The organism is Paraburkholderia sp. J12, assembly GCF_905220215.1.
Classification (GTDB): domain Bacteria; phylum Pseudomonadota; class Gammaproteobacteria; order Burkholderiales; family Burkholderiaceae; genus Paraburkholderia.
The window spans coordinates 403,768-419,899 of record NZ_CAJMZC010000003.1 but is presented as its reverse complement, the minus strand read 5'-3'; the positions used below and the strand labels follow the sequence as shown (position 1 = coordinate 419,899).

Here is a 16,132-nt window from a genome sequence, read left to right as displayed (position 1 = left end):
CCCGCTTAAGATCCGCTCCGTGCGGCCTCGCGCGGCGGATTGATCCGCGTGGGGCCCGCCTTGGCTTCGATCGCTTCGCGCAGCGCAGGACGCCAGCCCAGGCTGAAGAGCGCTTCGGCTAGCACGAACAGCGGACCGACGATCAGGCCGATCACGTCGTCGACGAAGGCGGGCTTGCGGTGCTCGTAGGCAGCATGGCCGACGAACTGGAACACCCAGCCCACCACGAAGAGCCCGATGCCGCTCGCGACCCATACGCCGGTGGCCTGCGCGGCGACCCACGTGCCGAACGCGACGCACGCCGCGGAAACCGCGGCCATCATCAGCCCGAGCGGCACGTCGAGGACGAGGTAGTAGAGCGTCGCCCCGCCGAACAGCAGCCCGGCGGGCGAGAGCGGCCAGGGCAGCGCGCCCGCGATCACGGCGGGCCGCGCGAGCAGTACCGCGAGCGCCACCACGATCAGCGGAATGCCGACGAAGTGCGTGGCGATGTTGCGGGTGTCGCGGTGGTAGGCGGCGTACTGGGTGAGTTGCTCGGTCAGGTTTCTCATGGATGCCCCGGTGTCTCCAAAATCATTATGATCGTCGGGCGCCCGCGATCAAACTTTCGCCTGGGCGACAATCTTCGCGCTTGCTTCGATTTTGCTCCGGTTCCCCTTAATTCCTTAATTGCTTCGTGCGCACCGTTCCGCCTGTTATCGCTGCCGATGCCTCGCTGCCTCCCGCCGTTGCGGCGGCACTGGAGCGCAGCGCGTGGTTCCACAGCTTGCCCGATTCCTTGCGCGCGGCCCTGCGTGAGGCGGGCCGCGTGCGCAGCGTGCGCGCGGGCGAGCGCCTCTTCATGCGCGGCGACCCCGACGACGGCCTCTACTGCGTGGTGGAAGGCGCCGTGCGCGTGGGTGCGGCGAGCTTGGGCGGCCGCGAGGCGCTGCTGGCGGTCGTGGGGCCGGTGAACTGGTTTGGCGAGATCGGGTTGTTCGACGGCGGTCCGCGCACGCACGACGCCTACGTCGAGCGCGACTCCACGCTTTTTCAGGTGCCGCGCGCGTCGCTGGTCGCGCTGCTCGACGCGACGCCTGCCTGGTGGCATGCATTCGGCCTGCTGCTCACGCAAAAGCTGCGTCTTGCGTTCGAGGCGATCGAAGAGGCTGCGCTGCTGCCTGCCGCGGCTCGTGTGGCGCGGCGGCTTCTGCTGCTGGCCAACTATGGCGTTGCCGACGAGGCCGCCGGCGATGTCGCCCGTTTCGGCGAGCGGCGCCGTGTGGTGAGCGTGCCGCAGGAAGATCTGGCGCTCATGCTGGCGCTTTCGCGGCAAACCGTGAACCAGATCCTGCGGCAGTTCGAGCGCGACGGCATGGTGCTGCTGCGCTACGGCGAGATCGAGATTGCAGATGCCGCACGCCTCGCGCAGAGCACGCAGCAACGCGAAACGTAAGCGGATCAATATCGCTCAATATCGATACATATTGATCCAATCGATCAATATAAGGCGCTGTCCATTTGCCGTACCACCCCTTTGCCCGCACAATGACGCCGGTTTTATCCCGCCGCGTCGCAGCGTATTTTCCACCTCTATCCCCGATTGTCTTCATGACTGACCGTGTCGTTGCCGCCTTCGACTTCGATGGCACCATCACCACCTCGGACAGCTTCCGCGCCTTCATGCTGGAGACCGCCGGTCCGGCGCGCTTCGCGTTTGCCGTGCTGCGCTGTCTGCCGTGGCTCGTGGGCGTGGCGCCCGGTTGGTCCGAGCGCGGGCGTACCAAGGCGCGTTTTCTGTATGCCGCGCTCGGGGCCGTGCGGCGCGAAACGTTGGATGCCGCGGCGCAGCGTTTCGTCGCGCACGGGTTGCCTGCGCTGCTGCGTCCGGAAATGCTCGCGCGCGTGCGCGAGCATCAGGCGCTGGGTCACGAGGTGGTGCTGGTGAGCGCTTCGCCTTCGCTGTATCTGCGCAAATGGGCCGCGACAGTCGGGATCGAGACGGTGCTCGCGAGCGAACTGGAATGGCGCGATGGCGCGTACACGGGGCGGCTGGCGGGGCGTAACTGTTGGGGCCCGGAGAAGGTGGCGCGCCTGCGTGCCTGGTGGGGCGAGCACGCGCCGTCCACGCTCTATGCTTACGGCGACAGTCGTGGCGACCGCGAAATGGCCGAACTCGCGAACCATGCATGGATACGCGGCACCACGCCGCTGCCGCCGCTCGCGGCCAGGGGCGGCTTCGGCGCCGCTTGAACCCGCTCGAACCCGCTCGAACCCGCTCGAGCACTGGAGCGCAGAGGGGCCGAGCGCGCCTTTCAGCGGAACGGGTTGTCGACGACGCCAGGCTTCTGATCGGGCTCGTCGGCGATCCGGGCGGGCAGGTGCGCGTCGGCCTGCAGTTTTCGCACGACGTCGTCCAGTGCGGCCTTGAGGGCGAGTGCCGCCGCCAGCCCCCGCTTGTCGCGCGTGAGTTCGAGCGCGCCCGAGAGCGTCACGCGGGTCGTGCCGTTGGCGAGCGTGAGCGCGTCGCCCTGAATGTTCAGGACATCGTCGTCGTTTGCATATGCGTTGAACACCTTCTGATCCTCCTCGAGCCGCCGCTGCGGCCAACGCGACCGCGCTTTCGCATCGCATTATAGGAAGCCGCGCACGGCTGGCTGGTCGCGCGCGGCTTACCAGAAACCCTTGCGCACGGAGAAGCCGCGGCCGTTGAACGACACCTTCGTTTCGGCGGCCGCGCTCGCCGGAATGCCGGGGAAGCGGATGCCGCTTTGCTCCTCCAGCGCGCGCACGGAGCGCACCTCGTAACGATCGGCGCTCGTATTGTCGGCGACGATGGCGAACGCCAGTTGCTGCGACGGCACATACACCACCTTGAAGATCTGCGTGGGCACGAGCACGCGCGTCGGGCCGATGGTTTGCAACTGCGCGCCCGTGAAGAGCGGTCCTGTCACCACGTAGGCCTCGCCGTACTTCGTCGCGAGACGGCGCACGGCGGTTTCGATGTGCGACCACAGCCGCTGGTTGTTCTCGCGGTTTTGCGGCACCACGTTCGCGAGCGAAAACGATTCCGCCATCGCCTGCGGGTTCCAGCGGTTGCCGGCCGGGCTCATGTGACCGCGATCGAAGCCGCTGCGCTTGTAGTCGGCGAGCGTCGCGCCTTCGCCTTCGGGCAGGCGGTCGTCTTCGAAGAAGCGGTTGGTGCGCGTCATGTCCTTCGCCGCTTCGAGGTGATCGCGCGTGAGGTGCTCGGCGGACCAGAGCGGGCCATGGGTGATGCCCGAGTGCAGCACGACGAAATCCGAGTAGCAGAGCATGCGCGTTTGCGGCGCCATGCGCGGATTCGCGAGTGTGGGGAACTGGCCGTCGGGGACGAAGCCGGAACAGGCGGGCGCGGCGAACCCATGGCTCGCCACGGCCATGAGCAGTGAGGCAAACAACTTCTTCATCGGCAAGACAGGAAAACCCAGGCGGGTGAAGGCGGGCTGAAAGTATAGCGGGCGTGTTCGCGCGCGGCCACCGTGCGGCGCGCGCTCAGTTTGGATTCCGCTTCAGAGCAGGGCCGTAGCGGGGCGCGCCACGGCGCGGCGTTCGCCGCGCCGTGGGCTATCGAGCGAAAGAGATTCCGGGCGGAATCGAAGCGGGATGAATGGCGCCGATGCCTGGCGCATTCAGCCCGCAAACAAGGCGTGTTCGGCGCGCACGGCCTGGCGGTCGACGGCTTGCAGCCGCCATTGGCCTTCCATGGGCGCATGGGTGGCCTCGCACGACCAGGTGGCGTCGCCGTGGGCCGAACTGATCTCCTGGCGGCGGTTTACGTGCAGGCCGCGCAGCGTGCAGACCGTTGCCTCGCCTAGCGGCGCGCACAGCGCTGTGACGCCGTCGGTGTCGCGCAGTTCGCCCCATTCGGGTAGATCGATGCCATCGTGCGATTCGCGCGACCAGCGCCGCTGATCGGTGTCCAGCCAGAGAACGGCGTAGTCGTGATTCACGGTGGGATCGGAACCGTTGATCAGGATCGTAAGTCGCATGTCAGCTCCGCGAGAGCGTGTCAGGGGGCAATTCCTCACTGTAGAACGCCTGTGGGCGAACGCAAGGCGGCAATTTGCATGCCGCCCGGCGCCGGACCTGCGCGGCGCATATGTTGGCGGCATGCGAATTGCGGATGGGCGCGCTCCGCGGGCGTGTTTACGCTGCAGCGCTCGCGCCCTCAATACATAACTAGAACGGGAGACGTCATGCCCCGCAAGGAAGGCAGTCTCGAAGCGCCCACGCGCCATCCGCTCGGCTGGTAGTCCGAAGCGTTTTACGACAAGGAAAAACGGGACGAGGAACGGGCCTGCGTGTTCGACATCTGCGCGGGGCAGGAACCAGGATAATGATTTCCTGCGGCGACCTGACCAGAAGAGTCATGCTCGAGGCCCCCTGGCGATCGGCTTGACGTCTCTCTCACCGGGTAGCAGGTGAGCTAGTGAATCACAGCCCGGCATTCCCCAAAACCGATTGAAGCGAAACCCTGACGGTGGCATCTTCCGACAAATACCACCTCGTCGCCATCCTCGAGGAACGCGCGTAATTCTCCGTTTCCAATCTCGACTGGCGACGCGCCATCATTGGTAAGCTCGATCATGCTGCCACCCGATGCGGGCACGGTTCCAGAAATGGTGCCGCTCCCAAGCAGATCACCCGGTTGCAGATCGCAACCGCCGATTGTGTGGTGGGCGATCATCTGGGCCGCGGTCCAGTAGAGCTCCCGGGTGGACGTGGCCGAAATGCACGTCGCGGGAATCTCCGCACTGCGCATTTGCCGGGAACTGAGCCATACCTCAAGGTTGACGACAACCCCGCCTGAAGCAGCATCCGCGGTATCGTCCAGATATTGCAGCACGGCAGGTTCTTCCGGACCACGAGCACGTCTGGCAGTTCGAAACGGGGCGATCGCTTCAGGCGTGATCAGCCACGGAGATACCACGGTTCCAAAATTTTTCGCCAGAAAGGGCCCGAGGGGTTGTGCTTCCCAAACCTGAATGTCTCTTGCCGACAGATCGTTTGATAAACAATAACCCGCAATATGTTGATGCGCGTCGCGGATGTCGATGGGATGCCCGAGTTCATTGCCGCTCGCAATCCAGGTGCCGAATTCAAGCTCGAAATCCAGTTTTCGGGTGGGGCCGACGACCGGTTCGGGCGCGTCGGCAATCCGGAACTGGCCACGAGGGCGTCTCATCGCGTGACCCGACGGACGAATGGACGATGCCCGGCCGTGGTAGGCAATAGGCACGTACGGATAGTTCGGAAATTGACCTCCAGGTATTTGTCTTCGACGCGCTGCATTCTCAGCATGGTGAACGCCGGCAAAGAAGTCGGTATAGTTGTTGATTCGCACCGGCAGATGCAGCGTGCAGTCCTTCATCGCGATCAGGATGGAATCGAGCGGTGTCTGTTCAATGAGACGTTCCGGATTCTCTGTCAGGAAGCGGAATAGCAAATGCCTCAGGGCAATACGTGGATGCTCACCCCGTGCGATGAAACTGTTGAGTTCCTTTACATAAGCAACAGGTTCCAGTATTGCCCGCGCATCTTCACTAACGACTGACTCGTAGAGTGCTCGCAAGTCGACAATCTTGTCGCCGATGGCGACGCCTGCCCGCCGGTCCATGTTTGCCGAGGAAAAAATACCAAGCGGAAGATTCTGGACCGGGAAGTCGTTGTGCCCATTTGCGCCCGGCACCCAACTTATCCGTTCCGGATCGTGCGTAAAATCAACGAGGGGGCGGCTCATGATAATTCTCCAGCGGCGGTATTGTTTTGGTCATCAAGGTACGCGACCACTCGCGTCCACCCCGCCGATGCACCCCGAATCTTGACGGGAAAGCATACAACCGTGAACCCATGAGAAGGTAAGTTCTCCAGATTACATAGTTTTTCGATTTGCCAATAAGTCTTTTCGCGACCTGCCTTGTGCCCTCCCCACAACAGGGAAGCATCCCCGGTCGCACGATAAATGGGGCCGATGGCGGAAAAGGGTGGATCCCAGCTATACGCGTCCGTGCCGACGATCGACACGCCCATTTGCAACAAGTGGAGCGTGCTGTCCCGCCCGAAGCCGCACGCCGAGTCGACGTACTGCGGATCCTTATGCAGCGTTCCTGCCCGCGTATTGACCAATACGATGTCACAAGGCTTGACGACGTGACGTATCCGCGCCAGTTCTTCATCGATATCGTCTGGCGTAACCATGTAACCCGGCTCGAATCGCCGAAAATCGAGCTTCACCCCCGGTCGAAGACACAGATGCAGCGGAATTTCGTCGATCGTAGGCGCACGCTCTCCGCCCGGGATCGTCTGATGATTGGTCGTGGGATGAAAGTGGTATGGCGCGTCCATATGTGTGCCTGCGTGTGTGCTCATCGAGACCCGCTCGACGGCCCAGGCTTTTCCTTCGGGCAGGTCGTCCTTGCGCACGCCCCCGTAAGCCTTGTCGAAGGCTTCGAATGAGCTGTCGTGGTCGACGTACTGGATTTGTGGCCGATGATGGGGAGGATACGTGGGCACATCCTCGAAGGCGACGGAGAGATCAATAAAATGTCGGGGCATAACCATTAATTTCCAAAGTTGTATTTACCTTTGTAATAGCCCTCGAAGTCACCGACAGAGAGTCGCGAGAAGCGCTCGTCGATCCTGGACCGGGCGTCCCGTACGGCTGACGTCAGGCTCCGCGTATCGCAATCCACAAGGTGCCCGGCGCGCTTAAGCATTCGTCCGTTGACGAAGACCGTATCGACATCGTTCGCCGTAGCATAAAAGACCAGCGCGGCGGCCGGATCCGTGGCGCCCATCATGTTCAGACTGTCCCGGCTCACGCAGATCACATCGGCACGTTTGCCCGGAGTCAGGCTGCCGATCTGCGAATCCAGCCCGACGGCGCGCGCGCCGCCCAACGTGGCAAGCTCAAGTACGTCCCGGCAGCGCGAGTCGAGACGCCGCGGCACCTCGTCACGCGCTACCAGAATGTCATTCGATGCGCCGCGCAGCTCTTCAAGGGACGCGCGCATCGGATGAAACATGTCGCCCGGAATATTCGACACGATGTCCACGCCGAGGCCTACCTTTGCTCCGAGAGCCATAGCGGCAGCAAGGACCGGTCTGCCCATGCCCATCTGCACTTCCACTTCCGGTGTGGCGGAGATTCCTGCGCCGGCATCGACCACCATGTTGAGCTCATAGCGATTCAATGAGTTGCCATGTACCAGCAGGATGTCTGGTCCGAGCAGACCCTCCTGTCCGAGTTTGGTCGTAAATGAACGGCCAAACGCGGTGCTATAGCCGCTCATGGCTACGTGACAGGAGATGACTTGCGCCTGCAAGTCCCGTCCAAGAGCGATTTCGGCACAGGCCTTTTCAAAAGGGGCTTTTTCTACTTCGGACGGTGCGAGTCCCATGTATATCGGCCCGTCGTCCGATGCCAAAAGCGTTTTCCGTATCCTCCAGGCGTCGGCCGCACGCCAGCCCGGGTCGAAATCGTCGAAGCGAAACGGATGTTGCTTGGGGTTCGGAAACAGGCCATAGCAGAAGACCGCCCTGATGCCGCTCTCCCGCAGTCCGCGGAGTGCCTCGTCCGCGTGCTGGGGGCTGTTCATGATGTGGCTGTGGTCTACGACTGTCGTTACGCCCGCGTTGAGGGCTTCGAGCGCGCCGCTGTAGTTGCCGAGAAAGGCGTCCGCCTCCGTGTAACAGGAGCTGTATCCCAAACGGATAGAGGTGGTGTAGTTGAAGAGCGTCCAGTCCGACGCAACGGTTCGCAACAACGATTGCCAGACGTGACGATGGGTATCAACAAAGCCGGGAGAGACAATCATGCCTCTCGCTTCAATGATCTCCGCGTCTGCCACGGAAAGGTTGACCCCAACGTCGACGATACGCTGGCCCTGGATGAGAACATCACCGATGGCGAGATCCCCAATGGCCTCGTCCTGGCTGACGACATAGCCACCCCTGATCAAAACTGGCCGTTCTGAACTCATGCATGTCTCCCGATAATAGATGTTGTGTTGGCAGCCTTCGACAGCGCACGCGGCGAACGCACAGACCTAGCGCTTGTCCTGGCCGCGAGCCCCTTTTCGGCCGCCGGTTACGGGAGATTTTCCCCGCGAATTGAGTACTTGAGCGGGCTCGTCCTTAGACCGGCCCGCGTGGTCGGTTAGCTCCGCAACACGTTCGAAACCCCCGGCCAGAAATGGCACCAGCAAGGCGACGATCTTTTGTACGTCGTCGGGATCGCACTTTCCTTCGGATAGCAGTCCGACGCGCCCTGTCGTCGAGATAGACGCGATCATTGCCCCCACAGCAAATACATAGCACCACGGCAGAACGCTGTCGTCCATGTCGGGCAGCGCCTCGTGCAGCACCCGCATGGTTTGACGTGCGATTGGATCGGTGTATTTCCTGGAAACTTTCCGCGCATGGGGCTGCGGGTCATTGGTTAGTTGCGCCAGCAACTGGGCATAGACGGCGCCGCCAGCTTCCTTATCCCGAGCCAGGAGAACGGTGGGCGACACAAATGCCTCCAACACGCCTTCAAGATCGACTCGCTGCTTGAGCCGCCTGGATTCCACCTCCACCTGGTCGAGCTTTCTCAAGCGGTCGTGGTTGATGGTGACGATGCGACGTTCGAACACGGACTCGTAGAGCTGTTCCTTGGTGGCGAAGTGGTACTGAACGAGCGAAATGCTGACTCCCGCTGCTTCGGCAACCATCCGCAGCGACACGCCATGGAACCCCATTTCGGCGAAGAGTTGCTCTGCGGAGTCGAGGATTTTCCCTTTCGTGTCCTTTCCGGCCATGACGTGTTCTCCAGATACTATATAAGTGACCTATACGTACATACTAGCACAGGCAGGCTGACGTGGAAAATTTCTTGAATTGTTGGGTTAACCCCCGTACCTTTGCGAAAAACAGAACTATATGATTGACCAAATTCTAAACGTAAGGAGACTATTCATGGAGGCGACCCTCAGTGCCGAGGCATATGCCGACCGGATCAACGGGCTGTATCGACGCGTCACAATGCGCATCATCCCGTTTCTCTTCATCGCCTATGTCGTCGCGATCATTGACCGGATCAACGTCGGCTTCGCACAACTGCACATGAAGACGGAACTGGGCTTCAGTGATGCCGTGTACGGTCTGGGAGCAGGTATTTTCTTTCTCGGATATGTCCTGTTTGAGGTGCCCAGCAACGCAATGTTGTATCGAATCGGCGCCCGCAAGACGTTCACGCGCATTTTGGTGTGCTGGGGCAGCGTTTCGATGGCGATGGCCACCGTGAAGACACCTTTCTCGCTATATGTGCTTCGGTTTCTGCTTGGTGTGTTCGAGGCCGGCTTCTTTCCCGGTATTCTGTTTTACCTGACGTACTGGTTTCCAGCTTCGCGCCGGGGCCGTGCCACAGGATGGCTGTTCGTTGCCGTTACCTTCTCCGGAACGATTGGAGGCGTTGTGTCGGGCGCGATCATGCAGTATTTCCAGGGCATATATGGCCTCTCAAACTGGCAGTGGCTTTTTCTCATGGAAGGCGCGCCGGCTGTCCTGCTCGGGGTGGTGGCCTGGTTTGCAATTCCCGACTCCCCGAAGCACGTTGCATGGCTGGGAGAAAGCGAAAAGGAGTTGTTGCTTCGGGAGCTGCGTCGTGAAGCCAGTACCGAGGCGACCGACAAGCATCATTCTTTTGCGCAACTACTGCTCCACCCGCGGATTCTCTTGCTAACAGCGGTCTACTTCACGCTGTCGTGCGGTGCCATGGCGATCAGTTTCTGGCTACCGATTATGGTGCATTCCGCTGGCACCTACACGATGCTGCAGACCGGTCTGTACAGCTCCGTTCCCTATCTCGTCGGCATGGCCGGGATTGTTCTTGTTACGCGGCATTCCGACCGGACGCTTGAACGTCGATATCACTATGCAACGTGTGTTATCGCCGCCGCTGTAGCGTTTGCCCTGCTGCCCTCTTTCGCGGGTAATCTCCCAGTCTTGCTGGCTCTCCTGTCGATTGGCGTAGTGGGCATATTCGCAGGATTTCCTCTTTTCTGGTCTATTCCGCATCAGTTTCTCAGCACCGCAACGGTGGCGACGGGCCTCGCCCTGATCAATTGCATAGGCCAGATTGGCGGCTTCGTATCGCCAGCCGTAATCGGCTGGATCAAGACGAAGACCGGACACATGGACAACGCACTTTATTTGCTGGCGGTCGTTGTAGCGCTAGGCGGTGTGGTGCTTGTTCTGTCCGTGCGAGCTCCGCAAGGTCGGAACACTATTGCCTCCCCGCGCGAAAGCAGAGAGGCGACGGGACACACCGGGGTTTGACGCTCCGGTACCTTCGACCCGACAAAGCCTATCCGATCCAGTCGAATTCCTTCGCGGGTGTAAATAGCCCGCTGCCCTCTCACGCCTGTACTCAACAAACCTTTCTGGTAGAAGGCAATACAATCATGAGAAATTCAGCGAAAATCCATTGCAACTGTTCATCAAACTTTTGCACCGGGAACGCATACTCGAAGCGTTTCCGTGGCATCGCCGCTTTCGTCGGTTTGACCGCAACACTCGCGGCTTCGAATGTCTACGCACAGAGCAGCGTAACGCTCTATGGTTTGATCTCCACCGGCTTCCAGTACGTCACGAACGCTGGCGGGAGCCATCAATACGCAATTGCAAACGGGCCCGAGCAATTGCCTCGTTTCGGCTTACTTGGCCGCGAGGATCTGGGCGGGGGAACTGCAGCCATATTCCGGCTGGAGAACGGCTTTTCGATTACCAACGGATCATTGGGGCAAGGTGGGCGCATGTTTGGCCGCTTTGCCTATGTGGGTCTTCAGAACGATGGGTACGGTACGATCACAATGGGGCGCCAGCTCGAAGAAATGGCGAGTCAACTGGCGTTTGCCGAATCCGCCATTATCTTCGCCTCGGTCGGGACGCACATCGGAGATAACGACAACCTTTTCTATACGTTGCGATTCAACAATTCGGTACGCTACGTTTCACCCGCTTGGAAAGGGCTGACATTTGCCGCTTCGTATGCGTTTTCCAATGCGACCAGTTTCTCGAACAATCGGGGCTTCAGTGTGGGTGGGAACTACACGAACGGCCCGCTGAAAGTCGCCGTCGCTGCGACGCAGTTCAACGATCCTGCCTCCGCCTCGAACACGGAAGGGGCGGTGGACGATTCTAACTGGGGCTATTCGTCGCCGTTTACCAAGAGCCCGGCGAATGCTCCGGCCAATCTTCAGCGCATGTACGGCGGCGCGGCGACCTACGATTTCAATGTTGTTCAAGCGGCGGTCGACTATACGAACGTGCTTTACGAGTATTCGGACGGGACGGGTCTACGTCTGCAGAACGCGGAAGTGACTCTGACGAAACGCATCACTCCAGCACTGCTCCTGGGAGCTGCCTACGTCTACACTTGGGGAGACTATTCTGGAGGCACGGCGCCCAAGTGGCACCAGTTTAATCTGGGCACCGTGTATTCGCTCAGCAAGCGCACGGACCTCTTTCTGGTCGGAATCTATCAACGCGCCGCCGGTGATGCAGAGCATGCGCAGATTTACTCAACCACCATGTCGTCCGGCAAGTCTCAACTGGTCGTAGAAACGGGGATAAGACTCAAGTTCTAGGCTATGTTTGCGTGCTTGCGTGAAGACCTGCGATCGGCCAGCTTTTTCGTAGGCATCTTCGAGCCATAATTTATGGCAACCGAAGCGGTCAGTATGAGCGAGAGGCGGTATAGGGATGAGTTCGGGATCGAAGCTATCAGGCAAGTAACCAGGCATGGACATTCACCAGAATGCGAAGGTGCGGCGACTGAAGGCCGAACTCAAGCAGGTGGCCGAGGAGCGCGACATTCTAAAAAAGCGGCCGCTTACTTTGCCGAAAGATCGCGGCAAGGTATGTTCATGCGGGCCCATATCAGCGCGCATTGTCTGCGTACGATAAGCCGGTGCTCGGTGTTCATCTTGGTGGCTATTACGTCTGGCGGCGTCAGTCGGACAGTGCGTGCTCCGGCTGATGCAGGGCGCAGGTTTTGCGTGCCGTGGTTGCCTACGGTAGCAGGCCGCGATAATGCGGTGGTCCGGTCGGCGTGGTTGCCGACGTGTCGAACCGGACTTCTCGCCTGAGGCGCCAGATAGAGCATGGATAACTGACGTCATCGACATCCGGACTCACGCGGGCTGGCTGTATCTGGCGGAGGTCATGCATCTGTGCCAGCACAACTCCACGTTACGCAAGCAATGTCACGACCGCGACGCGCATTCCACCAGCGTGTCGGTGGCCTGCTGGCGCACGCGCGGATCGGGCGCATGGAGCTCGGCGGCGGCATGTCCGGCGCAGGCAGCATAGGTCTCGCGCGAGGCCTTCACGGGGGCCGCCTGCCAATACGCGAAGGCAGCAATCGCCGCCGCGAGCAAAAGCGTGGCGGCGATGCCGAACCATCTCGCGCTCCTCGAAGTGTCGGGGCGCAGCGCCGTGAGCCGTGTTGCCATGATGCCGTTCTCCAGTCGATGACGGCTCCCAGCGTAAGCGAACTGTGGCACCATTGTTAGTCCCACGGCAATGACAAAATCTGGAGCCACCGCTTGGACTACGCCCTGATGATGGCCACCTACGCACGGGGCGCGGCTCGCCGGCTCACGCAGCAGGATCTGCTCTACGAGAGTTTGCGGCGCGCGATTCTCGACGGCGACATCGTCGAAGGCACGCGGCTGGCGGCGAGCCGTGCGCTCGCCGAAGAGCTGGGCATCGCGCGCAATTCGGTGCTGTACGCCTATGAGCGGCTGGTGGAGGAAGGTTTTGTCTCGGCCACGCGCCATGGTTCCATCGTCAACGCGGTGGCGCCGGGCGGTGGCGGTGCGCAGCGGATGTCCGCCGCGCAGGAGATCCAGGAGCCCGCGGCTTCGCGCACGCTCGCGCGCCGCGCGCTCGAATTGCCGCCGCGGCGCCGCACGCGCGATGGGGCCATCGCGCTGCGTCCCGGCGTGCCCGCGCTCGATGCGTTTCCCTTCGTGCAGTGGCGCACCTCGCTCGAACGGGCCATGCGGCGCCTGCGCGCAAACGATCTGGGCTATGGCGACAGCGCGGGCCACCCGGCGCTGCGCGAGGCGATTGCGCAGTACGTGCGGGTGTCGCGCGGGGTGCGATGCCAGGCGGAGCAGGTGTTCGTCACCAACGGCACTCAGGCGAGCCTCGACCTCTGTGCGCGTCTTTTTGCCGATCATGGCGAGCGTGTCTGGATCGAGAATCCCGGTTATCTGGGCGCGCGTTCGGCGCTGCTCGCGGCGGGGCTGGAACTCGTGCCGGTGCCCGTGGACGCCGCCGGCATGGCGCCGCGCGCCACGGACTGGGACGAAGCGCCGCCGCGCCTCGTGTATCTCACGCCGTCGCATCAGTATCCGCTGGGCTGCGTGCTGAGCCTCGAACGCCGTCTCGCGCTGATCGAGCACGCGCGGGCGTGCGGCGCGTGGATCATCGAAGACGACTACGACAGCGAGCTGCGCCACGACGGGCCGCCGCTGCCCTCCATCCAGGGGCTCGCCGACGACACACCCGTGGTCTATCTGGGTACCTTCAGCAAGACGATGTTCCCGGCATTGCGCATCGGCTTCATGGTGGTGCCGCCGGACGTGGCGGATCAGGTGTCGATGGCCGTCGGCACGCTCGAGCGCCAGGGGCGCGTGGCCGAGCAGATGGCGCTCGCCGAGTTCATCGAAAGCGGCCGCTACGCGCGGCATCTGCGGCGCATGCGCAAGCTCTACGAAGAGCGCCGCGATGGTCTCGTGGCGGCCATCGGGCGCCATCTCGCGGGCGTGATGACCGTTTCCGCCGATGCCGGCGGCATGCATCTGAGCGTGCGCCTCGATGCGCCGCTGCGCGACGTCGACGTCAGCACGGCCGCGCGTTCGCATGGCCTGCATTTGTCGCCGCTCAGCGTGTACTGCCTCGCGTCGCCGGACGCGGTGCAGTACAACGGCTTTTTGCTGGGTTATGCGGAAACGCCGCCGCGTATTGCCGATGCCCTGATGGCCACGCTCGCCCGGATCATCCGGGACATGCGGGGGCCTGCGGGCGGCGGCGCCTGATCACTCGTGTCCCGCAATCGGGTGCGGCACGTAGGGCGCTTCGAGTGCATCGACCTCCTGGTCGGTGAGTTCGAGCGACAGCGCCGCCACGGCGTCGTCGAGATGCTGCGGCTTCGAGGCGCCGATGATGGGCGAGGTGACCTCCTCCTTTTGCAGTACCCACGCGAGCGCGACCTGCGCGCGCGACACGTTGCGCGCCTTCGCGATGGCGGCGACCGCTTCCACGATCGCGCGATCCGCATCGGCCGTGGCTTCGTAGAGCTGGCGGCTGTACACGTCGGTCTTCTCGCGCTCGCTCGTGGCGTTCCAGTCGCGCGTGAGGCGGCCGCGCGCGAGCGGGCTCCACGGTATCACCGCAATGCCCTGGTCGGCGCAGAGCGGCAGCATCTCGCGCTCCTCCTCGCGGTAGAGCAGGTTCAGGTGGTCCTGCATGCTCACGAAGGGCGTCCAGCCGTTCAGATACGAGGTATAGAGCGCCTTGCTGAACTGCCACGCATACATCGACGACGCGCCGATATAGCGCGCCTTGCCCGCCTTCACGATGTCGTTGAGCGCTTCGAGCGTTTCCTCGATGGGCGTGTAGTAGTCCCAGCGGTGGATCTGGTAGAGATCGACATAGTCGGTGCCGAGGCGGCGCAGGCTGTTGTCGATCTCGGCGAAGAGCGCCTTGCGTGAAAGGCCCGCGCCGTTCGGGCCGGGACGCATGCGGTTGTACGCCTTGGTGGCGATCACCACGTCCTCGCGCTTGACGAAGTCGAGCAGCGCGCGGCCGACGATCTCTTCCGAGGTGCCGTCCGAGTAAGTGTTGGCGGTGTCGAAGAAGTTGATGCCGGCGTCGAGCGCCTGACGGATCAGCGGGCGGGCCGCGTCTTCCCCGAGCGTCCACGGATGCGGGCCGCGCTCGGGCACGCCGTAGGTCATGCAGCCGAGACACAAACGCGAAACTTCCAAGCCGGTCGAGCCGAACCTGACGTAGTCCATTGCTGTCACTCCTTGTGCGAAAGCGGATGATGCCAAATGGGTGCGGGAGGTGGGCGCGGCGCCGCAGGACGCCGGCCGGACCGCAACGAGATGTGACTCAAGCGTACTTGAGCCGGCCCGGATGCGCAGAAAACCGGCCCGGAGGCGCAAAACCTGGACGGCGATCAAACCTGGAGCGCGAAGTGCGGACACCCGGCGAAATCTGTGTTAGCTTGTTATTGGATATTTTTATCTCAAATGAGATATTCAGGGTCAAATAATTCGCAATCCATAGCAATGGCGGCCCACCTGGCGCGCCTTTGTCCAAACTTCTCCGCGTGGTCCCATGCCGACAGACTACACTGCTCCCCTGACCCTCTGGGTCGTCCTTCGTCGCCGCCGTCGCCACGACGGGGCGGCCCTTCACGAGCCCGCATGGGTTGGAGATGGCGAACAGGCCAGTATTGCGCTGTTCGTCTCGCGTCTGCACGCGCAGATCTATGCCACGCTGCGCAACACGTATGGGCACGATGGCGGCCCGGACAGCTGGCATTGCGTGCCGCTGCAATCGTTCGACCTGTACGCCGTGCTGCGCGAACTGGACGGTACGGTGGATTGCGCCGTGACTTTCGGCCTCGCCTGCGACGATCGGGGCGCGTTGATCATTGCGGCCGGTGCGCCGTGCGTACGGTATTTCGAAGTCACGTTCGACTTGCCGGACCGGTGCCCCCGCGGCGTCAATGTGGAGGCGAGCTTCGGTTTTGGCGAATGGGTGTTCGAAGACATGCGTGCGCAATGGGCGCAGATCGGTGCGCACACTTACGAACAGTCGATCCGCCGCATGGAGTCCATGGACGACATCACATTCCTGCGCACCATCGACGCCGCCTTGCGGACGGCGACGCCCGGCAGGGCGATATTCAGACGCAATCGGGCTGGCGACGGAAACTGGATGGTGTACGACACCGAGGCCATGCGCTGGATCGTCGCGCAGACAACCATCGACGCGTGGTTGCCGACCGCCACGACCCTGCACTGATCGCGCGCTTCCCTGTTGCGTC

At 62.2% G+C, this 16,132-nt stretch carries 16 protein-coding genes and 1 pseudogene; 7 read left to right on the top strand and 10 right to left on the bottom strand.

The genetic code is table 11. The features are described from left to right. Positions 1 to 5: 5 nt before the first annotated feature. Entirely contained in the window at positions 6 to 551 is a 546-nt protein-coding gene (locus U5760_RS10680; RefSeq protein ID WP_322011601.1) for a DUF962 domain-containing protein, read from the bottom strand. Between the two features lie 125 nt (positions 552 to 676). Between U5760_RS10680 and U5760_RS10675 the strand changes: the two genes are divergently transcribed. Beyond that, the gene (locus U5760_RS10675; protein ID WP_322011599.1) at positions 677 to 1,435 is read left to right on the top strand and encodes a Crp/Fnr family transcriptional regulator; all 759 of its coding nucleotides are present in this window, start codon (positions 677 to 679) and stop codon (positions 1,433 to 1,435) included. Positions 1,436 to 1,590: 155 nt separating this feature from the next. After that, positions 1,591 to 2,232, top strand: a complete 642-nt coding sequence (locus tag U5760_RS10670; protein WP_322011598.1) for an HAD family hydrolase — start codon at positions 1,591 to 1,593, stop codon at positions 2,230 to 2,232. Between the two features lie 62 nt (positions 2,233 to 2,294). Here U5760_RS10670 and U5760_RS10665 read toward each other — a convergent pair whose 3' ends face one another. The 7 genes from U5760_RS10665 to U5760_RS10635 form a co-directional block, all read right to left on the bottom strand. Next, entirely contained in the window at positions 2,295 to 2,555 is a 261-nt protein-coding gene (locus tag U5760_RS10665) for a hypothetical protein (RefSeq protein ID WP_322011597.1), read from the bottom strand. A gap of 96 nt (positions 2,556 to 2,651) precedes the next feature. Then, positions 2,652 to 3,428 carry a DNA/RNA non-specific endonuclease gene (locus tag U5760_RS10660; protein ID WP_322011595.1) on the bottom strand — a complete coding sequence of 259 codons (777 nt, stop codon included), beginning with the start codon at positions 3,426 to 3,428 and terminating at the stop codon, positions 2,652 to 2,654. A 222-nt stretch (positions 3,429 to 3,650) separates the two neighbouring features. Further along, positions 3,651 to 4,010 carry a DUF3564 domain-containing protein gene (locus U5760_RS10655; RefSeq protein WP_322011594.1) on the bottom strand — a complete coding sequence of 120 codons (360 nt, stop codon included), beginning with the start codon at positions 4,008 to 4,010 and terminating at the stop codon, positions 3,651 to 3,653. A gap of 437 nt (positions 4,011 to 4,447) precedes the next feature. After that, positions 4,448 to 5,761 (bottom strand): fumarylacetoacetase, encoded by a 1,314-nt coding sequence (gene fahA / locus U5760_RS10650; protein ID WP_322011593.1) that lies wholly within the window; start codon positions 5,759 to 5,761, stop codon positions 4,448 to 4,450. Beyond that, positions 5,758 to 6,576, bottom strand: a complete 819-nt coding sequence (locus tag U5760_RS10645) for a cyclase family protein (RefSeq protein ID WP_322011592.1) — start codon at positions 6,574 to 6,576, stop codon at positions 5,758 to 5,760. The genes fahA and U5760_RS10645 overlap by 4 nt, the downstream gene beginning before the upstream one ends. A gap of 5 nt (positions 6,577 to 6,581) precedes the next feature. Continuing rightward, complete coding sequence (locus U5760_RS10640) at positions 6,582 to 8,003, bottom strand: amidohydrolase family protein (protein WP_322011590.1); 1,422 nt, start codon at positions 8,001 to 8,003, stop codon at positions 6,582 to 6,584. A gap of 66 nt (positions 8,004 to 8,069) precedes the next feature. Further along, positions 8,070 to 8,822 (bottom strand): TetR/AcrR family transcriptional regulator, encoded by a 753-nt coding sequence (locus U5760_RS10635; RefSeq protein WP_322011588.1) that lies wholly within the window; start codon positions 8,820 to 8,822, stop codon positions 8,070 to 8,072. Between the two features lie 157 nt (positions 8,823 to 8,979). On the opposite strand from U5760_RS10635, the gene U5760_RS10630 reads away from it, so the two are divergent. The 3 genes and pseudogenes from U5760_RS10630 to U5760_RS10620 all read left to right on the top strand — a co-directional run. Next, positions 8,980 to 10,341, top strand: coding sequence for an MFS transporter (locus tag U5760_RS10630; protein WP_322011586.1), 1,362 nt, complete (start codon positions 8,980 to 8,982; stop codon positions 10,339 to 10,341). A 125-nt stretch (positions 10,342 to 10,466) separates the two neighbouring features. Continuing rightward, positions 10,467 to 11,651, top strand: coding sequence for a porin (locus U5760_RS10625; RefSeq protein ID WP_322011585.1), 1,185 nt, complete (start codon positions 10,467 to 10,469; stop codon positions 11,649 to 11,651). 93 nt (positions 11,652 to 11,744) lie between these two features. Continuing rightward, positions 11,745 to 12,237: pseudogene (locus U5760_RS10620) on the top strand (hypothetical protein); the annotation flags it as partial. Positions 12,238 to 12,269: 32 nt separating this feature from the next. Here the strand turns inward: U5760_RS10620 and U5760_RS10615 are convergent. Beyond that, on the bottom strand, positions 12,270 to 12,518 hold the full coding sequence (locus U5760_RS10615) for a hypothetical protein (RefSeq protein ID WP_322011742.1): 249 nt from the start codon (positions 12,516 to 12,518) through the stop codon (positions 12,270 to 12,272). A 93-nt stretch (positions 12,519 to 12,611) separates the two neighbouring features. Here U5760_RS10615 and U5760_RS10610 point away from each other — a divergent pair, with 93 nt between their 5' ends. Then, on the top strand, positions 12,612 to 14,111 hold the full coding sequence (locus tag U5760_RS10610) for a PLP-dependent aminotransferase family protein (protein ID WP_322011584.1): 1,500 nt from the start codon (positions 12,612 to 12,614) through the stop codon (positions 14,109 to 14,111). Here U5760_RS10610 and U5760_RS10605 read toward each other — a convergent pair whose 3' ends face one another. Then, entirely contained in the window at positions 14,112 to 15,092 is a 981-nt protein-coding gene (locus U5760_RS10605; protein ID WP_322011582.1) for an aldo/keto reductase, read from the bottom strand. A gap of 325 nt (positions 15,093 to 15,417) precedes the next feature. Here U5760_RS10605 and U5760_RS10600 point away from each other — a divergent pair, with 325 nt between their 5' ends. Next, positions 15,418 to 16,110, top strand: coding sequence for a hypothetical protein (locus U5760_RS10600; protein ID WP_322011580.1), 693 nt, complete (start codon positions 15,418 to 15,420; stop codon positions 16,108 to 16,110). Positions 16,111 to 16,132 lie beyond the last annotated feature (22 nt).